Here is a 24,676-nt window from a genome sequence, read left to right as displayed (position 1 = left end):
GGGCGGGTGGCCGGGTCGTCACAGCAGTTCCTCCGGTACGTCGAGTTCGCGGGCGCGGAGCCACTCGCCGAGGGCCTTGGCCTGGGGGTCGAAGCGGGCCTGGGAGGCGACGCCTTCGCCGAGGATCCCGGTGACGACGAAGTTCACGGCGCGCAGCCGGGGCAGGACGTGCCGTACGACGTCGAAGTCGCGCGTCTCGGGCAGGAGGTGCCGGAGTCGCTCCACCGTGAGGCCGTGCACGAGCCATCGCCAGGCCGCGTCGTCGCGGACCCACACCCCGATGTTGGCGTCGCCGCCCTTGTCTCCGCTGCGGGCCCCGGCGACGCGCCCGAGCGGCACGCGCCGCGTCGGCCCGTCCGGCAGGGGCTCGGGCAGCGGCGGTTCGGCGACCGGCTCCAGTTCCTTCGTGCGTACGGGTACGGGGACGGCGACCCGGCTGCCGTCGGGCAGGACGGCGGTGTGCGGGACGGCGCCGGCGGGTACGTACGCGGCCTCGAAGACGCCGTAGGGGGCGCCCTTGCCGGGCGGCGCGGTGACGTGGAAGCCGGGGTAGCTGGCGAGGGCCAGCTCGATGGTGGCGCCGCTCAGGGCGCGCCCGACGGGTTCGGGGGCGGGGTCGCGGACGACGAGCCGGAGGAGCGCGCTGGCGGTCTCCTCGGTGTCGGCGTCGCTCCGGTCGGTCCGGGCCAGCTCCCACCGCACCTCGGCGGGACGGGACTTGGCGTGTGCGAAGGCGTCCTCGACCTGGTCCCGCACGAGTTGGGCCTTGGCCTCGATGTCGAGCCCGGTGAGGACGAAGACGACCTCGTTGCGGTGGCCGCCGATCCGGGTGAGCCCGGCCTTGAGGGTGGGCGGCGGCGCCTCGCCCCGCACGCCGTCGATCCGCACCCGGTCGGGGCCGTCCTGGGTGAGCCGTACGGTGTCGAGCCGGGCGGTCACGTCGGGTCCTGCGTAGCGGGCGCCGCCCGTCTCGTACAGGAGCTGGGCGGTCACCGTCCCGACGTCGACGACGCCGCCGGTGCCGGGGTGCTTGGTGATGACGGCGGTGCCGTCGGCGTGGATCTCGGCGAGCGGGAACCCGGGCCTGCGGACGTCGTGCTCGCGGAAGAAGGCGTAGTTGCCGCCGGTGGCCTGGGTGCCGCACTCCAGGACGTGCCCGGCGACGACCGCGCCGGCCAGCGCGTCGTACTCCTCGGGCCCCCAGCCGAACCGCCACTGCGCGGGCCCCGTGACGAGGGCGGCGTCGGTGACGCGGCCGGTGACGACGACGTCGGCGCCCGCGGTCAGGCAGGCGGCGATCCCGGCGCCGCCGAGATAGGCGTTGGCGGTCAGGATGCCCTCGCGGGGCGGGAGCCTGTCCCCCTCGACGTACGCGATCCGGGTGGGCAGGCCGAGCCGGTCGGCGAGCGCGGTGAGGGCCTCGGCGAGCCCGGCGGGGTTGAGGCCGCCGGCGTTGGTGACGATGCGGACGCCGCGCTCGTGGGCGAGTCCGAGGCCCTCCTCCATCTGGCGCAGGAACGTCTTGGCGTAGCCGCCCCTGGGGTCCTTGAGGAGGTCGCGGCCGAGGATGAGCATGGTGAGCTCGGCGAGGTAGTCGCCGGTGAGGACGTCGAGGGCGCCGGGTTCGCCGCCTTCGCCCGCCCCGCCCACCCCGCCCGCGTCGCCTCCGGTGAGCATCTCGCGGACGGCGTCGAAGCGGTCGCCGTAGAAGCCGGAGGCGTTGCCGATGCGGAGGGTGCGGAGGGTCACGACGGCTCCTTCGCTGCCCGTCCGCCGCCGGGCGGACCGGCGAAGGCCTGGGCGATGGTGAGCCAGTGCGCGGCTTCGTCGCCCTCCGCCACGAGGGCGGTGTCGTCGCGGTGGACGCGCTGGGTGACGAGGAGGCAGAAGTCGAGGGCGGGTCCGGTGATCCGCTGGGCGGAGTCCTCGGGCCCGTACGCCCACACGTCGCCGTCCGGCCCGACGATCTCGACCCGGAAGGGCTCGGCGGGCGGGTCGATGCCCCGGACGAGATAGGCGTAGTCGCGGGCGCGGAGGCCGATCCAGGCGACATGGCGCAGGCGGGCGGTGGGCTCCCGGAGGACTCCGAGGGCGTCGGCGATGTCCTGGCCGTGCGCCCAGGTCTCCATGAGGCGGGCGGTCGCCATCGAGGCGGCGCTCATGGGCGGCCCGTACCAGGGGAAGCGGGCGCCGGGCGGGGCGGTGGCCAGGGCCGTCCAGAGCCGCTCACGGCCGACGCGCCAGCGCCCCAGGAGTTCGCCGGGGGCGAGCGCGGCGCCCTCGGCCGCGCCGTCGTCGACGAACGACTCGGGTGCGGCGAGCGCCTTCTCGGCCTCGGCGCGGAACCCTTCGGCGTCGGTGACGGCGAGCAGCGCGGCGCGGTCGGTCCAGGCGAGGTGGGCGACCTGATGGGCGACGGTCCAGCCGGCCGCGGGGGTGGGCGCGGCCCATCTCGCCTCGCTCGACTCGGCGACGAGCTGGTCGACTTCCTCGCTCTCACGGCGCAGATCGTCGAGGACGACGGCGGGGTCGGACACGGTGCGCTCCCCTCGGGACACGGGCGTGTGCGGAGGAGCATGGCAGCGGGGACAGAAACAATCAAGCGTGCTTGCTTGTACTGACGCGAAAAGTTCGCCGCGGGGACGGACCCCCGCGGCGACGGACGTTCAGCCTCGGCCTCTACGCCTCCGGGACCGCCTGGACACGCTTGGACTGGGTGCGGACCGCGCCCATGCTCGCCGCGATGACGAGGGCGATGGCGAGGGCGTCGAGGAGGGAGAGGCCCTGGCTCAGGACCAGGAAGCCCGCGGTCGCCGCGATGGCCGGTTCGAGGCTCATCAGGATGGCGAAGGTGGGGGCGGGGAGGCGGCGCAGGGCCAGGAGTTCGAGGGTGTACGGGAGGACCGAGGACATCAGGGCGACGGCGAGGCCGAGGGCGATCGTGGAGGGGACGAGGAGCTTGTCGCCCGCCTCGACGATGCCGAAGGGCAGGCTCAGGACCGCGCCGAAGGCCATCGCGAGCGCGAGGCCGTCCGCCTGCGGGAAGCGCCGTCCGGTGCGGGCGCTGAAGACGATGTACGTCGCCCACATCGCGCCCGCCGCGAGGGCGAAGCCGGCGCCGACCGGGTCGAGGCGGGTGAAGCCGCCACCGGTGAGCATGCCGCTCAGCAGGAGGACACCGCCGAGCGCGAGCCCGGCCCACAGGAGGTTCGAGAGGCGGCGGGAGGCGATGACCGAGAGCAGCAGCGGGCCGAGGACCTCCAGGGTCACGGCGGCGCCGAGCGGGATCCGGTCCACGGCCTGGTAGATGAAGATGTTCATCCCGGCCATCGCGGTGCCGAAGGCGACGACCGTGCCCCAGTCGGCCCGGCTGTAGCCGCGGACCTTGGGGCGGCAGACGATCAGCAGCACGGCGGCGGCGAGGACGAGCCGCAGCGTGACCACGCCGAGCGCGCCGGCGCGCGGCATGAGCAGGACGGCGACGGCCGAACCGAACTGGACCGAGAGCCCGCCCGCGACGACGAGCGCGACCGGACCCAGGCGGGCGCCACCGCGCGCGGCGCGAGCCGTCGCCGCGCCCGTCGACGCCGTCGCCGTCCCCGCCGTGACGTTCGCCTTCGCCGTCGACCGCGTACCGGCCGCGGTGTCCTTCACCGGGCTGTCCACCGGCTCACTCCCCTGCACCATGGTTCATCAGACTGGACTTGCAAGTCCAGGATAGTGGACCCGTCAAGAGGGCTCCGAGACTCACGCTAGGCCGTCCCGCGCGGCGCGTGAAATGCCGATTGGGCTGCGGTTATGCTCCGGGCGCATGAGTCAAGGGAGTCGCTCGGGCATCGAGTTCCGTCACCTTCGCTGCTTTCTCGCCATCGCGGAGGAGGGCAACGTGACCCGCGCCGCCGCCCGGCTCCACCTCACCCAGCCCGCGATGTCCCGCACCCTCGCCGCCCTGGAGAAACACCTCGGCGTCCGGCTCGTGGACCGCTCCACGCACCACCTCGCGCTCACCGCCGAGGGCCGCGCCTTCCACGACCGCGCGGCGGCGGCCGTCGCCGCGTTCGACGCGGCCCTCGACCCGGCGCGGCTGCGCCACCGGCCGCTGCGGCTCGGGCACGCGTGGTCGGCGTTCGGCCCCTTCACGACCCCGCTGCTCCGCCGCTGGCAGCGCGAGCACCCCGAGACCCCGCTGGAACTCCTCCGCATCGACGACCGCACAGCCGGCCTGGTCCGCGGCGAGGTGGACGCGGCCCTGCTCAGGGGCCCGGTGGACGCGCCCGGCCTGGCCACCGAGGAGCTGGCAAGCGAGGACCGGGTGGCCGCCGTGGCCACGGACAGCGCGCTGGCGTCCCGTACGTCCCTCACCCTGGCGGACCTCGCGAGCGAGACGATCGTCCTCAACACCGTCTCCGGCACCACGACCCCGTCCCTCTGGCCCCCGCAGCTGCGCCCGGCCACGACCCTGACGGTCGGCAACACCGACGACTGGCTCACCGCGATCGCGGCGGGCCGGGGCGTCGGCGTCTCCTCGGCCTCCACGGCGGCCATGCACCCCCACCCGGGCGTCACCTACCGCCCCCTGCCCGACGCCCCCCAGATCCCGGTCCTGCTGGCCTGGCGCGACACGTCCCCCCACCCGGCGACGGACCTCCTGGTGACCCTGGCGAAGGAGATCGCCGGGGGCGCGTGACGCCGGCCGGCCGCGCACTACAGCGGCGCCTCCTCGCCCGCGGGGAACGGCCCCCCGTGGCCGGGGACGATCACGTCGGACGTCTCCAGGACCCGCAGGCGGGAGGTGCGGAGCTGGTCGCGGTCGGGGGCCACCGGGTCCTCTGCCGGGCCGTCCGGGCGCCACCAGAGGTCGCCGACGAAGGCGACGACGCCGTCCGCCGTGCCGGCGAGGAGCGTGATGTCCTCGGGGCTGTGCCCCGGGGTGCGGATCAGGCGCAGGGACGGGGTCAGTTCGTGGCCCTCGGCGTCCCGGTCGGTCCACTGGTCGTTCAGGTACTCGGCCTTGTGGTCGTGGACGCGGGCCCGGCCGAACAGGCCGACGTTCATGGTGTTGTCGGGGTGGTGGTGGCTGAGCACGACGTCGGTGATGTCGTCGGGACCGAGGCCCAGTTCGGCCAGCGGCCCGAGGATGCGCTCGCGGCTCGCCACCATGCCGGGGTCGACGATCACGTGACGGTCGCCGTCGGTCACGTACGAGACGGTGGCGGCGACGCCCGGTCCCGTGGAGAGGGTGTAACCGGTGGTCAGGACGGTGTAGGTGGCGGTGTTTCCGCGCGGCTTGTCGCTCATGCGCCCAGCTTCGCCGGACGGACGATCACCGACGAGTGGCTGCCTTGCCACCCATCGCGGGTTTCCTGCCAACGCCTTCGGCGCGGCTGTCACCGACCGTGCCACACTCCCCCGCATGCCGTTCTTGAGCGTCGCCGTCTACGCCCCGCCGCGCGTCGGCATGCTCGCCGTCGGGCTCGTCTCCGAGGTGTTCGCCGCGCCACCCGCGGGGCTTCCGCGGTTCGACTTCGCGGTCTGTTCGGACCGGCCGGGCCAGGTCCCCACCGACCTCGGCGTGCCGCTCACCGTCACCCACGGGCTCGACCGGCTCGCCTCCGCCGATCTCGTACTCGCCCTGCCCTGGGCCGACTTCCGCACCCCGCCGGCCGCCCCCGTGCTCGCCGCGCTCCGCGCCGCCCACGCGCGCGGCGCGCTCGTCGGGTCGCACTGCGTCGGCGCGTTCGCGCTCGCCGCGGCGGGGCTGCTCGACGGGCTGCGGGCCACCACCCACTGGCGGTTCGCCGACCTGCTCGCGCGACGGCACCCGGCCGTCACCGTCGAGCCGGACGCCCTGTACGTCGACGAGGGCCGGATCCTGACGGGCGCGGGCGCCGCCGCCGGGTTCGACCTCTGCCTGCATCTGCTGCGCCGCGAGTACGGGGCCGCCGCCGCGAACGCCGTCGCCCGGGACCTCGTCCTGCCGCCGCACCGCGACGGCGGGCAGGCGCAGTTCGTCACCGCGCCCGTACCCGAGGACTGCGAGGACGAACGGCTCGCCGGTGTCCTGGCCTGGGCCCGCGAGCACCTCCACGAGCCGCTGCCCGTGGCCGAACTGGCCCGCCGCGCCCTGATGAGCCACCGCTCGTTCGCCCGCCGCTTCGCCGCCGCGACCGGGACCACTCCGCACGCCTGGGTCCTCGGCCAGCGGCTCGGCCGGGCGGAGGAACTCCTGGAGACGACCGACCTCCCGGTCGAGGAGATCGCCCGCCTCGTCGGCTACGGCAGCGCGGCGGTCCTGCGCGAACAGTTCGTCCGCCGCCGCGGTGTCCCGCCGCGCACCTACCGCCGTACGTTCACGAGGACGGCCGCGGCGGCCCCGCGAGGGGACCACCCCTGACGGGCCACCGGCCCTAACGCGCCGCCGCGCGCCACTCGCGGCCGATGTCGCGCATCAGCGGCGGGTACACGACCAGGTGACGGAACGGGGCGATCGCGGCCATGTAGGCCTTGCCGAAGAGGCCGTTGGGCTTCACCAGGACCGCCATCTGGCCCCGGTGTCCGCCCGAGCCGTCCGGGACCCAGCTCAGGTGCATCACCCCGTGCATGGTCCGGTTCGCCATCTCCGCCGCCCACTCGTCGTCCCCGAGGTAGACGGACGTGAAGGGCAGCCGCTCGAACTCCGGGCCGGCCGGGCCGTCGCGGAGATCCTGCGGCAGCCGGTCGCGCAGGGTCGGCACCCGGGAGCCGAGGCCCTTGTCCTTGTCGTCCCAGCCGAGCACCTTGCCGAGCTTCCAGCGGATCGCGAAGAGCTGCCGCGCGATCCAGGAGGAGTTGTCGTCCGTGTCGCCGCCCGCGAAGTTCCGCACCAGGCGCGGGAAGTCGTCGGGGCCGCCGGGCGTCGGCAGTGCCCAGACGTCGTAGAGCCGGAAGTCAGGCGTCAGCTCGTGTATCCGCCACGGGCGGGACGTGTGCGCGGACTTGGGAAGTTCCATCGTGTACCTCCTGCGGTTCGTGCCGTACAGAGGAGTGCGCGGTGGTGTGCGCGGTGGTGCGGGGGTCGAGGCCGAGGGCCCCCGAGACGGCGGCGACGACGAGCGACGCGTCGTCGGGCACCCGGCCCGCGAGGGCGATCGAGGTGCCTTCGAGCGCGCCCACGTAGGCGAGGGCGGTGTCCCCTGCGGGCGGGCCGGCGGGGATCGTCCCTGCCGTGCGCCCGGCCTCGACGTAGCCGGTGCAGAGGGCGAGAAGGGCCTGGTAGCCCGCCTCCACCTGTAGGCCGATGGGATGGTCGCGTCCGGAGAACTCCAGGCGCAGCGCCACCGCCACGCGGGCGATGTCCCGTCGGCAGAAGGCGGTGTGGGCGCGGGCGAGCGTGAGCAGCGCCGCGAGCGGTTCCGTCTCCCGCTCGACGTGGTGCCCGACCTCCCGGTCCCAGGCCTCGAAGACCCACTCGGTCACGGCGAGGGCCAGCTCCTGCTTGTCCTTGAACTGGTGGTAGAGCGCGCCGCGCGTGTAGCCGGCGTCCCTGGCCACCTGCTCCAGGACGAGGTTGCCGTAGCCGTGCCGGGACAGCCCGCGGGCGGCGGACTCCACCAGCGCGACCCGTGTGCGCTCCCGCCGCTCGGCCTGGGTGGACCGGCGGGGCGCCGGGGAGCCGGGGACGGCTCCGCCCTCACGTACATTCATGTATGTATGTTACTGCGGCTCGATCGCCTCCGCCAGGACCTCCGCGATATGACGGGCCCTGCGGCCCGCGAGGTCGTCCAGCTGGGTGCGGCAGGAGAAACCGTCGGCCAGCAGCACCGCGTTGTCGTCCGCCGCCCGCACCGCCGGCAGCAGCTGGTCCTCCGCGCAGGCCACCGAGACCTCGTGATGCCCCGGCTCGAAGCCGAAGTTGCCCGCGAGACCGCAGCAGCCCCCGCTCAACTCGCCGGCCAGGCCCATCCGTTCCCGCAGCCGCCGGTCAGGGCCGTCGCCCAGGACGGCGTGCTGGTGGCAGTGGGTCTGGCCGACCACCGGGTGGTCCAGACGCGGCGGCTCCCACGTCGGCGCGAACTCCTCCAAGGCCTGGGCGAAGGTCCGTACCGAGGCGGCCAGTTCGCGTGCCCGAGGGTCGTCGGGGAGGAGTTCCGGCAGGTCCGTCCGCAGGGTCGCCGCACAGGAGGGTTCGAGGACGACCACGGGATGCCCGAGCTGCGGCTCCATCACGTCGAGCGTCCCGCGCATCGCCTCCCGGGCCCGGTCCAGCTGCCCCGTCGACACGTACGTCAGCCCGCAGCACACCCGGCCCGGCGGCAGCCCCACCCGTACGCCCGCCGCCTCCAGGACCCGTACCGCCGAGCGGCCGACCTGCGGCGAGAGATGGTTGGTGAAGGTGTCCGGCCACAGCCACACGTCCGACGCCGTCTCCAGCCGCGTGCCGAACCACGACACGAACGTCCGCGACGCCACCTTCGGCAGCTCCCGCTCCGGAGCCACGCCCGCGAGCCGGGCCGCGAGCCGGGGCGGCAGCATCCGCGCCAGGTTCAGCGCGGGACCGAACATCCGCAGCCACTCCGGCAGCCGGCCCATCGTCACGTGCGACCACGGCCGCCGCCGCCCCGCATAGTGCCGGTCCAGGAAACGCGCCTTGTACGCGGCCATGTCCACGCCCACGGGACAGTCGCTCCGGCACCCCTTGCACGACAGGCACAGGTCGAGCGCCTCCCGCACCTCCTCCGAGCGCCAGCCGTCCGTGATCACCTCACCCAGCGCCATCTCGTGCAGCAGCCGCGCCCGGCCCCGCGTCGAGTGCATCTCCTCCCCCGTCGCCCGGTACGAAGGACACATCACCCCCGGCCCCGACGTCGGCCCCTCGACCCGGCACTTGGCCACCCCCACGCACCGCGCGACCTCCCGCGCCTCCACCGGCAGCCCCTTGAACCGCAGCCCCTCGTCGAGGCGTCCCGGCCGCACCAGCATCCCCGGGTTCAGGCCGCCCGCCGGATCCCACACGTCCTTCACCGCGCCGAAGAGCCCGACCAGCTCGGGGCCGTACATCCGCGGCAGCAGCTCCGCCCGCGCCCGCCCGTCCCCGTGCTCCCCCGACAGCGAGCCCCCGTGCGCCACCACCAAGTCCGCCACCGCCTCCGAGAACTCCCGGAACCGGCCCACCCCCGCCGCCGAGTACAGATCGAAGTCGATCCGGACATGGACGCAGCCGTCGCCGAAGTGTCCGTACGGCGTCCCCCGCAGGCCGTACTCCGTCAACAGCGCGCGGAACTCCCGCAGGTACGCGCCGAGCCGGGCCGGCGGCACCGCGCAGTCCTCCCAACCCGGCCAGGCGTCGCCTCCGTCGGGCGTCCGCGTCGCCGTCCCCGCCGCGTCCTCCCTGATCCGCCACAGCGCCCGCTGCCCGGCCGGGTCCGCCACGACGGCCGCGTCCAGCGCGTCCGCCGCCCCCACCAGCGCCCGCGCCGCCGCCTCCCCGTCCACCTCGACGAACAGCCACGCGCCCCCGCGCGGCAGCCCGGAAGCGCCCCGCACCAGGTCGGCCGCCATCCCCTCCACCGTCAGCGGGCCCAGCGGCAGCAGCCCCGCCGCCGCGTCGGCCGCCGCGCTCTCGTCCGCGTAGCCGAGGACCGCCAGGACCGGCGCGGCCGGCGGCTGCACCAGCCGTACCGTCGCCTCCGTCACCACCCCCAGCGTCCCCTCGCTGCCGCAGAGCAGCCGGGCCACGTCCCCGCCCCGCTCCGGCAGCAGCGCGTCGAGCGCGTAACCGGAGATCCGGCGCGGCAGCCCCGCCGGAAACCCGGTCCGCAGCAGCGCCAGGTTGGCGTCCACCAGCTCCCGCAGCCCCGCCGGCGCGCCCCGCCAGTCACGGCCGGGGCTCAGGGACGACCCGTCGTACGTACGCACGTCAAGACCGAGGACGTTGTCGGCCGTCGTCCCCCAGGCCACCGAGTGCGCGCCGCACGCGTTGTTGCCGATCATGCCGCCGAGCGTGCAGCGGCTGTGCGTGGACGGGTCGGGGCCGAAGGTCAGCCCGTACGGGCGCACCGCGTCCCGCAGCCGGTCCAGGACGAGCCCCGGCTGGACGACCGCCGTCCGCGCCTCGTGGTCCACGGAGACGACGGCGCGCATGTGCCGGGTGAAGTCGAGGACCACGCCCGTCCCCGTCGCCTGGCCCGCGATCGACGTGCCGCCGCCCCGCGCCACCACCGGCACCGCGCGCTCCCGGCAGACCGCGAGCGCCGCCGCCACGTCGTCGGCGTCCCGGGGCGCGACGACGCCGAGCGGCACCCGGCGGTAGTTGGACGCGTCCATCGTCGTCAGGGCCCGCGCCGTGGCGCCGAAGTCCACGTCTCCCGCCACGGCCGCGCGCAGCGCCGCCTCGAGTTCTGACCGCTCCTGGTGCCCGTGGTGTTTTCGCACAAGGTCAGGATGTCTCACCTGGCGTCTCATCCGGCGGACATCGTCTGCCGTGCGCGGTGCGACCCGATACGCTCCGCCTCGTGGCTGAGATCCAGATTCCCGCTGACATCAAGCCCGCCGACGGCCGTTTCGGCGCGGGCCCCTCCAAGGTGCGTACGGAGGCGCTGGACGCCCTGGCCGCCACCGGCACTTCCCTGCTCGGCACGTCCCACCGCCAGGCTCCGGTCAAGAACCTGGTCGGCGAGGTACGGGCCGGCGTGCGCGACCTCTTCTCGCTGCCCGAGGGCTACGAGGTGATCCTGGGCAACGGCGGCTCCACCGCCTTCTGGGACATCGCGACCCACGGGCTCATCGAGTCGAAGTCGCAGCACCTCACCTTCGGCGAGTTCTCCTCCAAGTTCGCGAAGGCCGCGAAGCTGGCCCCGTGGCTGGCCGAGCCGACCGTGATCTCCGCCGACCCGGGCACCCACCCGGAGCCGGTGGCCGAGGCGGGCGTCGACGTGTACGCGTACACCCACAACGAGACCTCCACGGGTGTCGCGGCCCCGGTCAAGCGGGTCGCGGGCGCCGACGAGGGCGCGCTCGTCCTGGTCGACGCGACCTCCGGCGCGGGCGGCCTGCCGGTCGACATCGCCGAGTCGGACGTCTACTACTTCGCCCCGCAGAAGTCCTTCGCCGCCGACGGCGGCCTGTGGCTGGCGGCCTTCTCCCCGGCCGCCCTGGAGCGCGCCCAGCGGATCCACGCGTCCGGCCGGCACATCCCGGAGTTCTTCTCCCTGCCGACGGCGATCGACAACTCGCTGAAGAACCAGACGTACAACACCCCGGCCCTCTCCACCGTCTTCCTGCTCAACGAGCAGCTGAAGTGGATCAACGGCCAGGGCGGTCTCGACTGGGCCGTGGCCCGGACGAAGGAGTCCTCCCAGGCGCTGTACACCTGGGCCGAGGAGTCCAAGCACGCGACGCCGTTCGTCACCGACCCGGCCAAGCGCTCGCAGGTGATCGGCACGATCGACTTCTCCGACGACATCGACGCGGCGGCCGTCGCCAAGGTGCTGCGCGCCAACGGCATCGTGGACACCGAGCCGTACCGCAAGCTGGGCCGCAACCAGCTGCGGATCGCGATGTTCCCGGCGATCGACCCGGCGGACGTGCGGGCCCTGACGGCCTGCATCGACTACGTGATCGAGAAGCTGTAACCCCTGGCCGTACGGAAGGGCCCGGCGTCGACCTCGGTCGGCGACCGGGCTCTTCCGCGTACCGCCGGGACCTGTCCGGGCGGTTCAGCCCATCTGCGCCTTGATGTGGTCGACGACCTCGTTGAACTCGACGGTCGGCGAGAACTCCACGACCTCGACGTCCTCCAGGGCCTCGGGGGCGTGGCCGGGTTCCCAGTAGTACGCCTGACCCGCCTCGTAGATCTCCTCCCCCGACGCGGTCCGCATCCTGATCCGGCCCTTGAGCAGGTACCCCCAGTGGGGGCACTGGCACATGTCGTCCTTCAGGCCCTTGAACGCCGGAGCCATGTCCATGCCCTTCGGGAGGCTGACGAACCCGAGCGTCATGCCGCCGCCGACGTCCTTCAGCCGGACCTCCACGCCATCGCCCTCCATGGCGACGGGGGTGTTCTCGCGAGTGAATGCCGTCATGGTTCCTCCACGCGTTTTCCGGTCCCCTTCCAGTCTCGGCCCGGCGGCTTCCGCGGTCGAGACGGGGACTCAGCGGCTCAGGCGCTGGAAGCGGCGCACCGCGAGCGGGAGGAAGACCGCCGTGATCGCGAGGGGCCAGACGAAGGCCATGAGGACGGCGTTCTGTTCCACCCAGCTGCCGCCGCTCGCCCCGGGGTTGCCGAACAGCTCGCGGGTGGCGGCGACCGTGGACGAGATCGGGTTCCAGGCGGCGACGGGCGCCAGCCAGCCGGGCATCAGCGAGGGCGCCACGAACACGCTGGAGATCATCGTGACCGGGAAGATCACCGCGTAGAGCGCGCCGGCCGTCTCCGTGTTCGGCACGATCAGGCCGCACCACACGCCGACCCAGATCAGGCTGAAGCGCAGGAGCAGCAGCAGGCCGAAGGCGAGGGCCGTGCCGGCGAGACCGCCGTCGGAGGTCCAGCCGATGGCGAGGGCGGTCGCGGCGAGGATGGCCAGTTCGGCGGCGGCGACCAGGAGGTCGGACAGACCGCGCCCGGTGACGACGGCGGACGGGGCCATCGGCATGGAGCGGAAGCGGTCCATGACCCCCTTGCCGGAGTCGGAGACGACGGAGGTCGCCGTGTTCATCAGGCCGAACGTCATCGTCATGACGAACATGCCGGGCATCAGGAAGTCCTTGTAGTCCCCGCCGCCCGGCACCCGCATCGCGCTGCCGAAGACGAAGCCGTACAGCAGGACGGAGACGATCGGGAAGCCGAGCTGCCAGACGATGGCGACCGGCTGGCGCCGGTAGTTGAGCAGGGTGCGGCGGACCAGGGTGAGGCCGTCGGCCACGGCCCAGTACGCCGGCCCGCGCCCGCGCGAGGCGGCCGGGGTGAGGTCGACGGCGGTCATGCGGCGGTCACTCCTTCGTGAGTGGTCGGGGCGGTGGGGGCAGTCGGAGCCGCCGGGGCGGCGGAGTCCGCCGGGGCGGCCGAGTCCGCCTCAGCGGTCGGGGCGGTCGGCGCGGTGGTGCCCGTCAGGCTCAGGAAGACGTCGTCCAGGCTGGGGCGGCGCAGGCCGATGTCCTGGACGGGGATCCGTTCGTCCTGCAGGGCGCGGGCGACCTCGGTCAGCGCGGCGACGCGGTCCGCGACCGGCGCGTGGACGCGGCGCTCGGTCTCGTCCACGCCCGGCTCCCCCGCGGCGACCCGGGCGACGATCGCGCGGGCGGCGGCGAGGTCGGCCGGCTCGGTGACCACGACCTCGACCCGGTCGCCGCCGATGCGGTTCTTGAGCCCCTCGGGGGTGTCGTCCGCGATGGCCCGGCCCCGCTCCATGACGGTGATCCGGGAGGCGAGCCGGTCGGCCTCGTCGAGGTACTGGGTGGTGAGCAGCACCGTCGTACCGCCGGCCACCAGGGAGCGGACGGTCTCCCAGACCTCGCCCCGGCTGCGCGGGTCGAGCCCGGTGGTGGGCTCGTCGAGGAAGAGGACGTCGGGCGCGAGGATCATCGAGGCGGCAAGGTCGAGCCTGCGGCGCATGCCGCCGCTGTAGTCGCCCGCGCCCTTGTCGGCGGCGTCGGCGAGGTCGAACCGGTCGAGGAGTTCGGCGGCGCGGGCGCGGGCGCGCCGGGCGTCCAAGTGGAAGAGCCGACCGAAGAGTTCGAGGTTCTGACGGCCGGTGAGGCCCTCGTCGACGGCCGCGTACTGGCCGGCGAGGCCGATCCGGGCCCGGACGGCCCGCGGGGAGCGGGCCACGTCGATCCCGGCGACCGAGGCCCGGCCGCCGTCCGCCTTGAGCAGCGTGGCCAGGACGCGTACGGCCGTGGTCTTGCCCGCGCCGTTGGGGCCGAGCAGGCCGTGCACGGTGCCGGGGCGGACGGCGAGATCGAAACCGTCGAGGGCGTACGCGGTGGTGCCACGGCCGCCGTACTTCTTGCGCAGGCCCTCGGCGAGGACGGCGTGTTCATGCATGGGAGCCTCCACTCAGCGAAACTGAGTACACCGTACCCCATATCGAGTACACCGTACTCAGTTTTAGGGTGAGGGCCATGAAGGACACGACGACCAGCAGCCTCGATCTCCTCTGGGGCACGGGCGAGCGCCCCAGCCGGGGCCCCAAGCCGGGCCTCACCCTCGACCGGATCGTCCGGGCAGCGGTCGCCCTCGCGGACGCGGAGGGTCTTGACGCCGTGTCGATGCGCCGGGTCTCGGCGGAGCTCGGCGTCGGAACGATGTCGCTGTACCGGTACGTGCCCGGCAAGACCGAGCTGCTCGACCTGATGCTCGACCGGGTGCAGGGCGAGTCCCTGGAGGGCGAGCCGCTGGAAGCGGGGGAGCCGGAGCCGCCCGTGAGCTGGCGGGACACGGTCGAGGGGCTGGCCCGCGGCCACCTGGCCCTCTACCGGGCGCACCCCTGGCTGCTCAAGGTCAACGAGGCCCGCTCGCTGCTCGGCCCGAACACCCTGCGCAGCTTCGAGCTGTGCCTGGCCGGGCTGACCGGGCCGCGCGGGATGGGCCTGAGCGACCAGGAGACCGTCTCTGTGATCGTCACCGTCCAGGGCTTCGTCGCCGGGATCGCCCGCATGGAGCTGCAGGCCGTCGAGGCCGCGAAGGAGACCGGGGTCAGCGACGAGGACTTCTGGGCGGCGCAGGCGCCGTTCCTCGAACGGGCCATGGCCACGGGCCGGTTCCCGGCCGTCGCGGGGCTCGCGGAGGACACCTTCTCGCGCGAGGTCGACCAGTTCGCCTTCGGGCTCGCCCGGCTGATGGACGGCTTCGAGACGCTCGTGAGCCGCAGGGGCAAGGACGTCAGCGGCGGCGAAGGAGCCGCTTCCCGCCGATGACCAGGGCGGTCGCGACCCCGAGGACGATCACGCCGACGGTGAAGTTGCCGCGCTCCTCGGGGGTGTCGGGCACGCCGGCCGATTCCTTCGGCGGCGCCGCGCCGGGCGTCTTCCCGGTGGGGGCCGGGGCCTCGGGCCGGTCCACCCGGACGACACCGCTGTTCTCGCCCTCCGAGCCGAACATCAGCGCCGAGCCGTCGGTCGTGTACGTCGCCGACTCCGCCTGGCCCTGGAACGGCGCCCCGACGCTCGTGCCGTCGTCACCGAGGCGGCCGTCCTTCCAGGCGTACTCCTTGGCGCTGAAGTAGCCGCGCAGCAGCAGCCGGTCGCCCTCCGGCGAGAACGCGCCGTCGGTCACCCACGGCACGTCGTCGACGCGCCGGAAGACGTTCGTACCGGAGGCCGAGAGCCGCTCCGGGCCCGCGTAGAGGCCGCCGGTGTTCTCGTTCTTGCTGGCGATGTAGACCCGGCCGGTCTTCGGGTGGACCATCAGCGCCTCGGCGTTGCGCGGGCCGTCGGCGTACTTCACGACGTACTGCTTCGCCGTGACCGTCTGGTTCTTGAGCTGCTCGGGCTCGGGGAAGCGGTAGATCCAGACGTGGTCCCAGGTGCCGTCCTTGTTGTCGCCGATGTCGCCGACGTAGATGTCGCCGTCCGGACCGATGGAGATCGCCTCCATGTCGCGGGGCGTGCCGACGCCCTTCATGGTGAGCGTCGCGACGGTCTCGCCGGTGCGGGAGTCGACGCCGTAGATCAGCGGGGCGTCCTGGTCGTTGTGCGTCCAGTAGACGCCCGGGTGCGCGCGGCTTGCGGCGATGCCGCTGGACTCCTTGATCCGGGGGTCCTTGATCGTGAAGTCCTGGTCCGCCCCCTCGGCGGCCCCGGCGGGGGCGGCCGCCAGGGCCAGGACCAGCGCCGCGCCGCCGACAACACCCAGGAAAGATCGCATGCCCACCAGCCTGCCACGCCGCCGCCCCGCACGCGGAGGTGGCCGGGATCACGTCGCAGCGGCCCGACGGCCTCCGCGATGATGTGACCATGCGTTTCATGTTCGTCGGCGACAGCTGCACCATAGGACGGGCCGGCGACCACACCTGGCGCTACCGGATGTGGCAGCACCTCGAAGCCACCCTGCCCGGGCGGTACGAGATCGTCGGCCCGCGCACCGAGCTGTACGACGCCGGCGCCGACGCCGCCGTCTCGCACGACTACGCCGACCCGGCCTTCCCCGTGGCCGCCCGCCGCCATCTGGCGGGCTGGGGCGAGGGGTGGCTACACATGGCGCCACTGATCGGCGAGACGGTCACCGCGACCGGGGCGGACCTGCTCCTGGTCTCCCTCGGCCTGATAGACCTCGGCTTCTACACCAACAGCGCCCAGACCGCCGACAACGTACGCGCCTTCGTCGCCGCCGCCCGCGCCGCGAACCCGCGCGTCAGGGCCGTCGTCATGCCGGTCGTCCCGAACGTCCGCGCCGGCTACGACGCGCCCTTCGCCGCCGAGTGCGAGCGCTTCAACGAGCTGCTCGCGAAGGCCGTCGCCGACCTGGACACGGCCGCGTCGCCGCTGCTGCTCGCGACGCCACCGGAGTCGTACGACCTCGCCACCGACACGTACGACGGCACCCACCCCGGCCCTTCCGGCGAGCACAAACTGGCGACCGCGTTCGCCGCGGCGATGCACCAGGCGTGGGGGCTCGGGGCGCCGTACGAGGCGCGTACGGACGCCCACTGACAGGGCGCCAGGTGAGCTGACAGCCCGCGCGCGGGGCTGTCAGGGAACGGTCCGCGGGATGTCAGCCCAGCTCGGCATCGTCTTCCTCGTCAGGAACGACGACACCGAATCCCAGGAGACGAACCCCGATGAACGCCACCCTCGCCGCTGTCATGCAGATCCTCATCGCCCTCGCCTTCGTCAGCATCCCGATCGTCCGGGCCCGCTTCGGCCCGGCGGCCACGACCGCCGCGGAGACCGAACTCGCCCGCCAGGACGTGCGGCCCGGCGTCCTCGCCGAGAACGGCCTCAGGTTCGACGCCGGCGGCCACGAGACCTGGGCCCCGGTCGCCGTCGCCACCGTCATGACCACGCTCGCCGTCCTCAACTTCGCGGGCAGCGAGTGGGGGCAGACGCTCACCTGGATCTTCCAGTCGCTCGTCATCGTCATGAACGGCCTGATCCTCTACAGCAACCTGACGGCCGTCTCCTCCGTCCGCGCCGCCTTCGCCCGCAAGGGCGACCCCGAGCTGGCCCGCATCGACGTCCCCGCCTTCCTCAAGGCCGCCGAGAACGCCTTCCCCGGCTGGGTCCGGATCCAGCAGAACATCCGCCACGCGATCGTCTTCGGCGGCTCGGCCCTCGCCCTCGCCGCGATCGCCCTGACGTGAGGCTCACGCCGAGCGGGTCAGCCGGTTCGCGAAGGTCGACAGTGTGTACGCACCGATGCCGAGGACGACCTCCAGGGCGTTCCGGCGGGTGTAACCCCAACGGAAGAACTCCTCCAGATCCTCGTCGCCGACAGCTCCGGCAGCGGCGAGGATCTGGTGCGTGAACCGCCGTATCGCCTCCAGCCGTTCGGGCTCGGGGTCCGGCCCCAGCGCGGCGAGCTTCGCCTCGTGCAGCCGGATGCAGAGGTGGCACTGGTTCCGCACGGCGACCGTGAGGATCACCGTCTCGCGCGCGCGGGCGTCGAGCGTCGTGTCCTCGAACATCGCGCTCAGCCGCAGGAAGCCGTCCAGCGCGTGCGGGGACTCGGCCATCCGGGCCACGGCCTGCGGCAGACGACCCCAGGCACCGGCGACCCGCTCCATGGAGGGGCGGGAGGCGGCGGGGGCGGAATCCAGGGTGTGATCGACGAACAAGGCGACTCCCGAGGAAAGCTCTAGAATGGACAACATGGTTGACCAAGCGGACGTGAGAAACGTAAACCAGGTTGTCGATACCGGCAAGGGAGTTCACCGCGAGGAGAGCACGGCGGAAACCCCGACCGACGCGACACCGGGCTTCGAACTCCCCCTGCTCCTCTTCGCCGGCTTCCGCACCCTCATCGACCGGCTGCACGCCGAACTCGCCCACCAGGGCCACCCCGACCTCCGCCCCGCGCACGGCTTCGCTCTCCAGGCCATCGCCGCCGGCGGGCCCCGGGGCGCCACCGCCAGCGACATCGGCCGCCATCTCGGCGTCTCCAAGCAGGCCGCCGGGAAGACCGTCGACCGCCTCCTCGCCGTCGGCTACGCCGAACGCGCCGACGACCCCACCGACGCCCGCCGCAAACTCGTCCACCTGACCCCGCACGGCCTCGACGCGCTCGCCCGCTCGGCCGCGATCTTCGACGACCTGCGCACGGAATGGACGAAGACCCTCGGCGCCGCCCGCGTACGGGACATGGAGACCGCCCTCCGCCAGGTCGTCCCCCCGGAGACCACCTACCGCCTCGACGCCCCGAGCTGGCTCGGCGGCCCGTGACCCGCCCTCAGCGGGACGGGGGGCGCCCTTCCCCGCCCGCCCGCACGACCACGGCGAAGGAGGTGCACACCCGCCGGAACCCACCGTGCCCGCTCAGGCCGGTGTGACTCATGCACTCCACGTCCACCGCCGCGCCGTCGGTCGACGGCTCCGCCACCCAGCCGCACCGCAGACACTCCGCCTCGAAGGTCACGTCCGTGTCCGGGTGCCGCGTGATCCGGTGCTCGACGTACCGCAGGACCGTGCCCGCCATCAGTACCCCTCGTGCGAATGCCGCAGGTGCGCCCGCAGCGCCACGTTCGCGTCGGAGACCTTCGAGTAGTCCCCCACCGACCACGCGTTGGCCCGCTTCACCGCGAGCCCCAGACACTCACGACATCCCGGAACCGCGCCGGGCTGCTCCGCGGGGAGGGACACCTGCACCGGTCCCGCCGGCGTCGTCTTCGGATTGCTCATGCCCTTGATGCTTCCGCGGAACGGGTACCCGCCCGCGCTTCAGTCGCGTTGTGGGGTAAAGATCAAGAACGGCAGGCCGCCGCCCATGCGGAGAGTTTCTCCCTGGCGTCATCGCCCCAGAGGGCACGGCCCTCGTAGCCGGTGAACTCCTCGAGGTATCCGCGAATGTCGCGGTCGTCCCGCAGAACGAGACTTCCGGAGGTCGTCTCGATGGTGACGAGCGACGCGTCATAGATGGTGAAGGTGTTCAGGGGGACTCTGGGGGTCGGCAGCCCGACCGGGATGAGTCCGATGCGCACATTCGGCAAGTACGACAGAGATGCCAGCCGGTCCATCTGCTCGGCCAACGCGAGCGGGGCCACGACGGGCCAGCGCACTGCCTGCTCGGCAAGGATGAACGTGAACCGCTTCGAAGCGTCGTACAGGATTGCTTGCCGCTCCGACTTCCCCGCCACGGCCTTGCTCGTATCCGCCGGCGAGTGGGCCAGGCTGGCGCGCACGTATTCCGGAGTGGCGAGCAGACCGGTGACCATCGAGAGCAGGAAGTACCGCATGTGCGTGGAGGACGCTTCGAGTGCCTTCAACTCGGCCTGTCGCGTGCCGAGTCCCTTGCGACGCAGATCTCGAAGGTTGCGCCACTCCGTGTTGGCCAATCTGGCCAGGGAGGAGACTTCGGAGACGACGTTCGGAGGTGCGTCGAGGGCTCTGAGGATCTGCTCGACGTCCACGAGGGACGGGCGGACCTTACGGTTCTCGATGCGGCTGATCTTGGACTGGGACATGTTGCAGCGCGCAGGCGAGCCGGGCCCCTGAGAGCCCGGCTCGCCTGCGCAGAGCCCGGAGCACCGAGGCCAGTTCGCTTCCGGACCGGCCCAGTTGCTCAGCCTCGAACGTCACTCGCTCATGTACTCCGAGAACGGCACGGACTCCGCCACCGCGATCCGCTGGTACTCGATGAACGGTGCCGGATCACCGTCGTAGAGTTCGCGGCCGATCTGAGTGCCGTCCTCCTCGTAGTGCATGAGCACGACCGTCGTCCGGTCGAACATCCAGAAGTCCTGCACTCCCGGCAGCGGGTTCTCCCGGTCCGTCACATCGAGAATGCGCACCTCCTCGCCGGCCAGCACATGCGGCGCGTAGTACCGGGAGAACTCGAAAAGCAGGTACTCGGAGAGCGGTCGGGTCAGGACGTGCACCCTTCCCTTGCTCCTTCCCTCGTTCCTCAGCTGCTTCAGATCCTCGGCGTACGCAGACACGTAGGTGTGCGGATCGATCCGCTTCCCGGACCGGAAAGCGTCGAGCTCTTCCCTCTCCTGCGGTACGAGGTACTGGGGCAGGGTCTCCAACCGCCATGCCTCCGACCGGAATTCCCGGAACATGGCCCGCCATTCGTCACCATCCAAGAGCACGGAACGCCTCCCGAAGCACGCTCTCCGGAATCTCGACCAGGCCCTCTCCCTGCGGCGGGGTGAACACCGCGGACAGTTCTCCCTGAACCACGAAAGACCCCGACTCCGTGCGGTAGACGTTCGGGCAGTCGTCCTCTCCGCACTGACCGTTCCCGTTCCCCGTGAGCCGGGTCAGTTCTTCACGCGCCATGCGAAACCCCCTCGCTCGCAGCCACCTTCAAAGCCGTCATGGACGACCGTACGGAGAGCCGTCACCCGCCGTCCATGCAGGGACGCGACTATGCGCGTTGTCGCATAAAGAGGCTCCCCGAGGAACCCTCTTGCCTGGAGCGGGCTCCAAGGGATTGGCTTGGGGACCATGAAGTACACGCAGCTCGGACGCACCGGACTCAAGGTCAGCCGACTCGTCCTCGGCACGATGAACTTCGGCCCGCAGACGGACGAGGCCGACAGCCACGCGATCATGGACGCCGCGCTCGCCGCGGGCATCAACTTCTTCGACACGGCCAACGTCTACGGCTGGGGTGAGAACAAGGGCCGCACCGAGGAGATCATCGGCAGCTGGTTCGCCCAGGGCGGCGGACGGCGGGAGAAGACGGTCCTCGCCACCAAGGTCTACGGCTCGATGTCCCGCGAGGCCGACACCTGGCCCAACGAGGACAAGCTCTCCGCCCTGAACATCCGCCGCGCCGTCGACGCCTCGCTCAAGCGGCTCGGCACCGACTACATCGATGTCTACCAGTTCCACCACATCGACCGCCTGACCCCCTTCGAGGAGATCTGGCAGGCGATCGACGTCCTGATCCAGCAGGGCAAGATCCTCTACGCCGCCTCCTCCAACTTCCCCGGCTACAAGATCGCCCAGGCGAACGAGGCCGCCGCCCGGCGCGGCATGGTCGGTCTCGTCAGCGAGCAGTGCCTGTACAACCTGTACGAGCGGCGCGCCGAGATGGAGGTGCTGCCGGCAGCGCAGGAGTACGGCCTGGGCGTCATCCCCTGGTCCCCGCTGCACGGCGGGCTGCTGGGCGGCGTCATCAAGAAGCAGGAGCAGGGCGGCCGGCGCGCGAGCGGGCGGGCCGCGGAGGTCCTCGCCGACCCGGCCGCGCGCGGCCGGATCCAGGCGTACGAGGACCTGCTCGACAAGCACGGTCTCGTACCCGGTGAAGTGGGGCTCGCCTGGCTGCTCACCCGGCCCCAGGTCACCGGTCCCATCGTCGGACCGCGCACGGCGGAGCAGCTGGAGGGCGCGTTGCGCGCGGTCGAGCTGGAACTCTCGGCCGAGGTGCTGGCCGGGCTCGACGAGGTCTTCCCCGGGCCTGGGCCCTCGCCGGAGGCCTTCGCCTGGTAGGCGGCGGTCGTCGGTGCTCGGCCGAGGCCGAGGCCTGGTCGAGGCCGAGGCCTGGTCGGCTACTGGCCGAGCACCGACGACACCGCGACGATCGCGAACATCAGCACGAGCACACCGGCCATGATCCGGTTACGAGTCTTCGGGTCCACGTATCGAGGTTAACCCGGAGGGTCGACCGCCCCGCCCAGGGGCCAGGTGCCGACCGTCTCGTAGCGGGGCTGCTCGCCCGGTACGCCGCCGGTCGGGAGGTTGCTGCGGACCAGGGCCAGCTCGGAGACCTGCCAGCGGGTGCCCTCGAACGCGGCCATCGCGTCGACGAACGGGCGCAGGTCGATGCCGTCGCGGGAGCGGGCGACGGTCAGGTGGGCCTGGTAGCGGCGGTGCTCGTCCATGGGGACGCCCGCGCGGCGGGCCGCGGCGTCGGCGCGCTCGGCGAGCAGCCGCATCCCGTCCAGGTCCCCGGCGGCGCCCGTCCACAGCACCGCCCGGCCGAAGTGCCCGCCGCCGTGCAGCCGCAGGCCGAACGGTTCCGTGCGGTGCGCGGCGCGGGCGAGCCGCGTGTGGAGGTCGGGGAGCAGCTCCTCGTCGACCTCGCCCATGAACGCGAGCGTGAAGTGCCAGCCGGGCCGGGAGGTCCAGCGCAGCGCTTCGGTCCCGGGCAGACGGTCCAGCCGGTCCAGGACCCTGGAGAGTTCGGTCAGCTGTTCCTCGGGCGGCAGAACGGCCGCGAAAAGCCTCATGCGCGAAGTCTGGCAGGCCGGGGCGGACGTCGGAGGGCGGTGACCGCCGTTCGCCCCGGGCCCACCGGGTGTCAGAACACCTTGTTGTACGTCAGGCCGGCCTCGGGCACGCCGACCGTCGTCGCGGCCCGGGGTGCGAAGGGCGCCCGCCAGCTGCCCGTACCTGCGTAGAAGTACGCCTTGCCCGACGTGCTCCGCGTGTACAGGTCGGGGCGGCCGTCCTTGTTCGCGTCGCCGATCCCGACGATGTCCCGGTACTCGTTCCAGCCTCCGCCGATCTTGACGCGGGGCGCGTACGTGCCGTCGCCCTTGCCCAGGTACAGCCAGAGGACCCCGGACGTGTCCCGGGCGATGAGGTCACCGGCCGGGGCGCCGGCGACGTTGCCCACGGCGACCAGCTCGTTGTAGACGCCCCACCCGAAACCGATCTTCTTGCGCGGCTTGAACGGCGCGGACGCGGTCCCGGTCCCCTCGTACAGGTACAGGTCACCCGCCTTCTCCACGGCGACCAGGTCCGCCCGCCCGTCACCGGTCAGATCGCTGCCGCCCGCGAGGTGCTGGTAGACACCCCAGCCGCCGCCGATCCGCCGGGGCGCGCTGCCCGACCGGACGTTCTCGCCCTCGTACAGCCAGAGGACTCCGGCCTTGTCGCGGGCGACGATGTCGAGGACCTGGTCGCCGGCGACGTCACCGGTGGTCTCGACGCGGTCGTAGGCGTTCCAGTCGGTGCTCCACACCACGTAGCCGTGCTTCTGACCGGTGACGAGCCGCCCCGTGGCGTCGTCCCACCGCGTGTCGAACACGTCGAGTTCGCCGTCGGCCCGGCGCGCGAACACGTCCGACGAGCCGTTGGCGGTGTAGTCGTGCGCATGCGGCGAACGCTTCACCTCGAAGGTTCCGGTGGCCTTGACGGGCGGCATTCCGTTCCAGGGCCTCGCGGTCACGGTCCAGTCGTACGTGCCGTTGGGAGCCGACTTCAGTCCCTCGCCGAAGTACCCGACCTCCCCTGCCCAGTCGATGCCCAGGGAGCCGTCGGGGAGGACGCCCGTGCCGGTGGTGCGGGGGCGGAGGTTCGTGACGAACGACTCCGCGCCTTCTCCCAGCTCGGGCCGGTAGTCGAACTCGATCTTGAGGTCGACCTTGCTGGTGGAGAACTTCCAGCTCAGAGGGGTCTTGGCGATACCGTCGAGGTTGAGGGTGGCCGGGACGGACGCGCTCACGAAGCTGACCGGAGTCGTGGGCGCCGGGGGCTCGCCGGTGGAGGCGATCAGCTCGGCGGCCGGCTTCCCGTCCGCTCCGAGGGCGACCCGGTAGACGCCCGGCCCGCGGTCGGCGGTGGTCCCTAGGGCCAGCAGAGAGCCGTCGCCCGACTTCCGGACGCTCTCGGCGTGGTCCAGGAGCCGGACGGGGGCGCCTCCGGCGAGCGGGTGGACGGTGAGCCCACCCGAGGCCCCGCCGTCGGCGTTCGACACGAGCCAGTCCCCGAGGAGGCCGCCGTTGACCGGCGCGATGCCGGCGTCGGACAGCGGCTCGCGCGTGACCTCGGTCGAGCCGCGTTCGGCGGTGGCGAGGACGGACTTCCCGTCCTTCCGCTCCACCCACACGACGCGGTCCGGCGTGATCGAGGCGCCCCACACGGAGGCTTTCGGGGTCGTGAGGTACCTCTCGCTGACGCGGGCGCCGGCGATGTCGACGACGACCAGGTCCGCGCTGTCCGAGCTCTCGAGCAGACGGATCGCGAGAGCGGCCCCCGGCAGGCTGTCGGCGACGTACAAGGAGGAGGAGACGTGGTTCGGCTTCTCAAGCCCGGCCACGGGGCGGCCCCCCGCCGGGGTGACGAGGTGGATGCCGCCGTCCATGTCCTCCTCGAAGAGCGCGGTGCCCACCGCGTTCGTGGCCTGCCCCGCGAACCCGCCGAACGTGACAGGGGCCGCGCCGGTCTCCATGTCGTACGCCGTCGCCGACTCGGTGCCGTAGCGGCCGAACCTGGCCTTGGTGAGGAGCACGACGTCCGAGGCCGAACCGATGACGCCGAACTCCGCGGAGCCGACGACCTTCGACACGCCGTCCGCGTACCGCGTCCACCGCTCGACATGGTCCGCGTCCCGGGTGAGGAACCCGGTCTTCCCGGCACCGATCACCTGTCCGCCCGACGCCAGGAAGGGGACGTTGATCGGAGCGGTGGCGGTCGTGGCAGCCGGGACGGCCGTGACGGTGGTGGTGGCGGCCGTGGCGGTGGCGGGCACCGAGAGGAGCGGGGCCGCGACCGCGAGGACGACGCCCACCGAAACCGAGACACGACGCGACAGAGCTGAACGCAAGGTGGATTCCTCCCCAACGACATGGATTCCCCCTTCCAGACAGCCGGT

At 72.7% G+C, this 24,676-nt stretch carries 27 protein-coding genes; 8 read left to right on the top strand and 19 right to left on the bottom strand.

Annotated features, from left to right (window positions below; all coding sequences use genetic code 11):
* Window positions 1–18: 18 nt before the first annotated feature.
* The 3 genes from AB0E14_RS04150 to AB0E14_RS04140 all read right to left on the bottom strand — a co-directional run bounded on the left by AB0E14_RS04150 (window position 19) and on the right by AB0E14_RS04140 (window position 3,687).
* Complete coding sequence (locus AB0E14_RS04150) at window positions 19–1,749, bottom strand: acyclic terpene utilization AtuA family protein (RefSeq protein WP_362411616.1); 1,731 nt, start codon at window positions 1,747–1,749, stop codon at window positions 19–21.
* Entirely contained in the window at window positions 1,746–2,537 is a 792-nt protein-coding gene (locus AB0E14_RS04145) for a TIGR03084 family metal-binding protein (protein ID WP_362411612.1), read from the bottom strand. The genes AB0E14_RS04150 and AB0E14_RS04145 overlap by 4 nt, the downstream gene beginning before the upstream one ends.
* Window positions 2,538–2,679: 142 nt before the next feature.
* On the bottom strand, window positions 2,680–3,687 hold the full coding sequence (locus AB0E14_RS04140) for an EamA family transporter (protein WP_362411609.1): 1,008 nt from the start codon (window positions 3,685–3,687) through the stop codon (window positions 2,680–2,682).
* 124 nt (window positions 3,688–3,811) lie between these two features.
* Between AB0E14_RS04140 and AB0E14_RS04135 the strand changes: the two genes are divergently transcribed.
* The gene (locus AB0E14_RS04135) at window positions 3,812–4,687 is read left to right on the top strand and encodes a LysR family transcriptional regulator (RefSeq protein WP_362411606.1); all 876 of its coding nucleotides are present in this window, start codon (window positions 3,812–3,814) and stop codon (window positions 4,685–4,687) included.
* A gap of 17 nt (window positions 4,688–4,704) precedes the next feature.
* Here the strand turns inward: AB0E14_RS04135 and AB0E14_RS04130 are convergent, their stop codons facing one another.
* Window positions 4,705–5,298: an MBL fold metallo-hydrolase gene (locus AB0E14_RS04130; protein WP_362411603.1), complete on the bottom strand. Its 594-nt coding sequence runs from the start codon at window positions 5,296–5,298 to the stop codon at window positions 4,705–4,707.
* Window positions 5,299–5,413: 115 nt separating this feature from the next.
* Between AB0E14_RS04130 and AB0E14_RS04125 the strand changes: the two genes are divergently transcribed.
* Window positions 5,414–6,394, top strand: a complete 981-nt coding sequence (locus AB0E14_RS04125; RefSeq protein WP_362411600.1) for a helix-turn-helix domain-containing protein — start codon at window positions 5,414–5,416, stop codon at window positions 6,392–6,394.
* A 13-nt stretch (window positions 6,395–6,407) separates the two neighbouring features.
* On the opposite strand, the gene AB0E14_RS04120 is transcribed toward AB0E14_RS04125, so the two are convergent.
* Genes AB0E14_RS04120 through AB0E14_RS04110 form a run of 3 tightly spaced genes read right to left on the bottom strand, consistent with a single transcriptional unit; the run spans window position 6,408 to window position 10,440 of the window.
* Complete coding sequence (locus tag AB0E14_RS04120) at window positions 6,408–6,989, bottom strand: DUF2867 domain-containing protein (RefSeq protein WP_362411597.1); 582 nt, start codon at window positions 6,987–6,989, stop codon at window positions 6,408–6,410.
* Entirely contained in the window at window positions 6,928–7,683 is a 756-nt protein-coding gene (locus AB0E14_RS04115) for a TetR/AcrR family transcriptional regulator (protein ID WP_362411594.1), read from the bottom strand. The genes AB0E14_RS04120 and AB0E14_RS04115 overlap by 62 nt, the downstream gene beginning before the upstream one ends.
* A 9-nt stretch (window positions 7,684–7,692) precedes the next feature.
* A complete protein-coding gene (locus AB0E14_RS04110; RefSeq protein ID WP_362411591.1) occupies window positions 7,693–10,440 on the bottom strand; it encodes an FAD-binding and (Fe-S)-binding domain-containing protein in 2,748 nt (915 codons plus the stop codon).
* A 50-nt stretch (window positions 10,441–10,490) separates the two neighbouring features.
* Between AB0E14_RS04110 and serC the strand changes: the two genes are divergently transcribed.
* A complete protein-coding gene (serC, locus tag AB0E14_RS04105; protein ID WP_362411586.1) occupies window positions 10,491–11,609 on the top strand; it encodes a phosphoserine transaminase in 1,119 nt (372 codons plus the stop codon).
* A gap of 84 nt (window positions 11,610–11,693) precedes the next feature.
* On the opposite strand, the gene AB0E14_RS04100 is transcribed toward serC, so the two are convergent.
* The 3 genes from AB0E14_RS04100 to AB0E14_RS04090 all read right to left on the bottom strand — a co-directional run bounded on the left by AB0E14_RS04100 (window position 11,694) and on the right by AB0E14_RS04090 (window position 14,020).
* Complete coding sequence (locus tag AB0E14_RS04100; protein WP_362411583.1) at window positions 11,694–12,059, bottom strand: hypothetical protein; 366 nt, start codon at window positions 12,057–12,059, stop codon at window positions 11,694–11,696.
* A gap of 69 nt (window positions 12,060–12,128) precedes the next feature.
* Window positions 12,129–12,959 carry an ABC transporter permease gene (locus AB0E14_RS04095; RefSeq protein WP_362411580.1) on the bottom strand — a complete coding sequence of 277 codons (831 nt, stop codon included), beginning with the start codon at window positions 12,957–12,959 and terminating at the stop codon, window positions 12,129–12,131.
* Complete coding sequence (locus tag AB0E14_RS04090) at window positions 12,956–14,020, bottom strand: ATP-binding cassette domain-containing protein (RefSeq protein ID WP_362411577.1); 1,065 nt, start codon at window positions 14,018–14,020, stop codon at window positions 12,956–12,958. The genes AB0E14_RS04095 and AB0E14_RS04090 overlap by 4 nt, the downstream gene beginning before the upstream one ends.
* A 77-nt stretch (window positions 14,021–14,097) precedes the next feature.
* Between AB0E14_RS04090 and AB0E14_RS04085 the strand changes: the two genes are divergently transcribed.
* Complete coding sequence (locus AB0E14_RS04085) at window positions 14,098–14,892, top strand: TetR/AcrR family transcriptional regulator (RefSeq protein ID WP_362411574.1); 795 nt, start codon at window positions 14,098–14,100, stop codon at window positions 14,890–14,892.
* On the opposite strand, the gene AB0E14_RS04080 is transcribed toward AB0E14_RS04085, so the two are convergent.
* Window positions 14,858–15,841 (bottom strand): WD40 repeat domain-containing protein, encoded by a 984-nt coding sequence (locus tag AB0E14_RS04080; protein ID WP_362411571.1) that lies wholly within the window; start codon window positions 15,839–15,841, stop codon window positions 14,858–14,860. The genes AB0E14_RS04085 and AB0E14_RS04080 overlap by 35 nt on opposite strands.
* An 89-nt stretch (window positions 15,842–15,930) precedes the next feature.
* Here AB0E14_RS04080 and AB0E14_RS04075 point away from each other — a divergent pair, with 89 nt between their 5' ends.
* Window positions 15,931–16,626 (top strand): GDSL-type esterase/lipase family protein, encoded by a 696-nt coding sequence (locus AB0E14_RS04075; RefSeq protein WP_362411568.1) that lies wholly within the window; start codon window positions 15,931–15,933, stop codon window positions 16,624–16,626.
* A gap of 128 nt (window positions 16,627–16,754) precedes the next feature.
* A complete protein-coding gene (locus AB0E14_RS04070; protein WP_362411565.1) occupies window positions 16,755–17,276 on the top strand; it encodes a hypothetical protein in 522 nt (173 codons plus the stop codon).
* A 3-nt stretch (window positions 17,277–17,279) separates the two neighbouring features.
* On the opposite strand, the gene AB0E14_RS04065 is transcribed toward AB0E14_RS04070, so the two are convergent.
* Complete coding sequence (locus AB0E14_RS04065) at window positions 17,280–17,750, bottom strand: carboxymuconolactone decarboxylase family protein (RefSeq protein ID WP_362411562.1); 471 nt, start codon at window positions 17,748–17,750, stop codon at window positions 17,280–17,282.
* A gap of 25 nt (window positions 17,751–17,775) precedes the next feature.
* On the opposite strand from AB0E14_RS04065, the gene AB0E14_RS04060 reads away from it, so the two are divergent.
* Entirely contained in the window at window positions 17,776–18,354 is a 579-nt protein-coding gene (locus AB0E14_RS04060; protein ID WP_362411559.1) for a MarR family winged helix-turn-helix transcriptional regulator, read from the top strand.
* 7 nt (window positions 18,355–18,361) lie between these two features.
* On the opposite strand, the gene AB0E14_RS04055 is transcribed toward AB0E14_RS04060, so the two are convergent.
* The 5 genes from AB0E14_RS04055 to AB0E14_RS04035 form a co-directional block, all read right to left on the bottom strand.
* A complete protein-coding gene (locus tag AB0E14_RS04055) occupies window positions 18,362–18,607 on the bottom strand; it encodes a hypothetical protein (RefSeq protein WP_362411556.1) in 246 nt (81 codons plus the stop codon).
* Entirely contained in the window at window positions 18,607–18,810 is a 204-nt protein-coding gene (locus AB0E14_RS04050; protein WP_362411553.1) for a hypothetical protein, read from the bottom strand. The genes AB0E14_RS04055 and AB0E14_RS04050 overlap by 1 nt, the downstream gene beginning before the upstream one ends.
* A gap of 62 nt (window positions 18,811–18,872) precedes the next feature.
* Window positions 18,873–19,592, bottom strand: coding sequence for a helix-turn-helix transcriptional regulator (locus AB0E14_RS04045; protein ID WP_362411550.1), 720 nt, complete (start codon window positions 19,590–19,592; stop codon window positions 18,873–18,875).
* A 111-nt stretch (window positions 19,593–19,703) separates the two neighbouring features.
* Window positions 19,704–20,219 (bottom strand): DUF6879 family protein, encoded by a 516-nt coding sequence (locus AB0E14_RS04040; protein ID WP_362411547.1) that lies wholly within the window; start codon window positions 20,217–20,219, stop codon window positions 19,704–19,706.
* On the bottom strand, window positions 20,203–20,409 hold the full coding sequence (locus AB0E14_RS04035; protein ID WP_362411544.1) for a hypothetical protein: 207 nt from the start codon (window positions 20,407–20,409) through the stop codon (window positions 20,203–20,205). Before AB0E14_RS04035 ends, AB0E14_RS04040 begins: the two co-directional genes overlap by 17 nt.
* Window positions 20,410–20,577: 168 nt before the next feature.
* Between AB0E14_RS04035 and AB0E14_RS04030 the strand changes: the two genes are divergently transcribed.
* Complete coding sequence (locus AB0E14_RS04030) at window positions 20,578–21,567, top strand: aldo/keto reductase (RefSeq protein ID WP_362411541.1); 990 nt, start codon at window positions 20,578–20,580, stop codon at window positions 21,565–21,567.
* 158 nt (window positions 21,568–21,725) lie between these two features.
* Here the strand turns inward: AB0E14_RS04030 and thpR are convergent, their stop codons facing one another.
* Together thpR and AB0E14_RS04020 are read right to left on the bottom strand one after the other, a co-directional pair.
* Complete coding sequence (gene thpR / locus AB0E14_RS04025; protein WP_362411538.1) at window positions 21,726–22,307, bottom strand: RNA 2',3'-cyclic phosphodiesterase; 582 nt, start codon at window positions 22,305–22,307, stop codon at window positions 21,726–21,728.
* A gap of 71 nt (window positions 22,308–22,378) precedes the next feature.
* Window positions 22,379–24,628 carry a VCBS repeat-containing protein gene (locus AB0E14_RS04020; RefSeq protein ID WP_362411535.1) on the bottom strand — a complete coding sequence of 750 codons (2,250 nt, stop codon included), beginning with the start codon at window positions 24,626–24,628 and terminating at the stop codon, window positions 22,379–22,381.
* Window positions 24,629–24,676: the final 48 nt, after the last annotated feature.

This window comes from Streptomyces sp. NPDC047981 (assembly GCF_040653315.1).
Taxonomy (GTDB): Bacteria; Actinomycetota; Actinomycetes; order Streptomycetales; family Streptomycetaceae; genus Streptomyces.
This window is presented reverse-complemented; position numbering and strand designations above follow the sequence as displayed.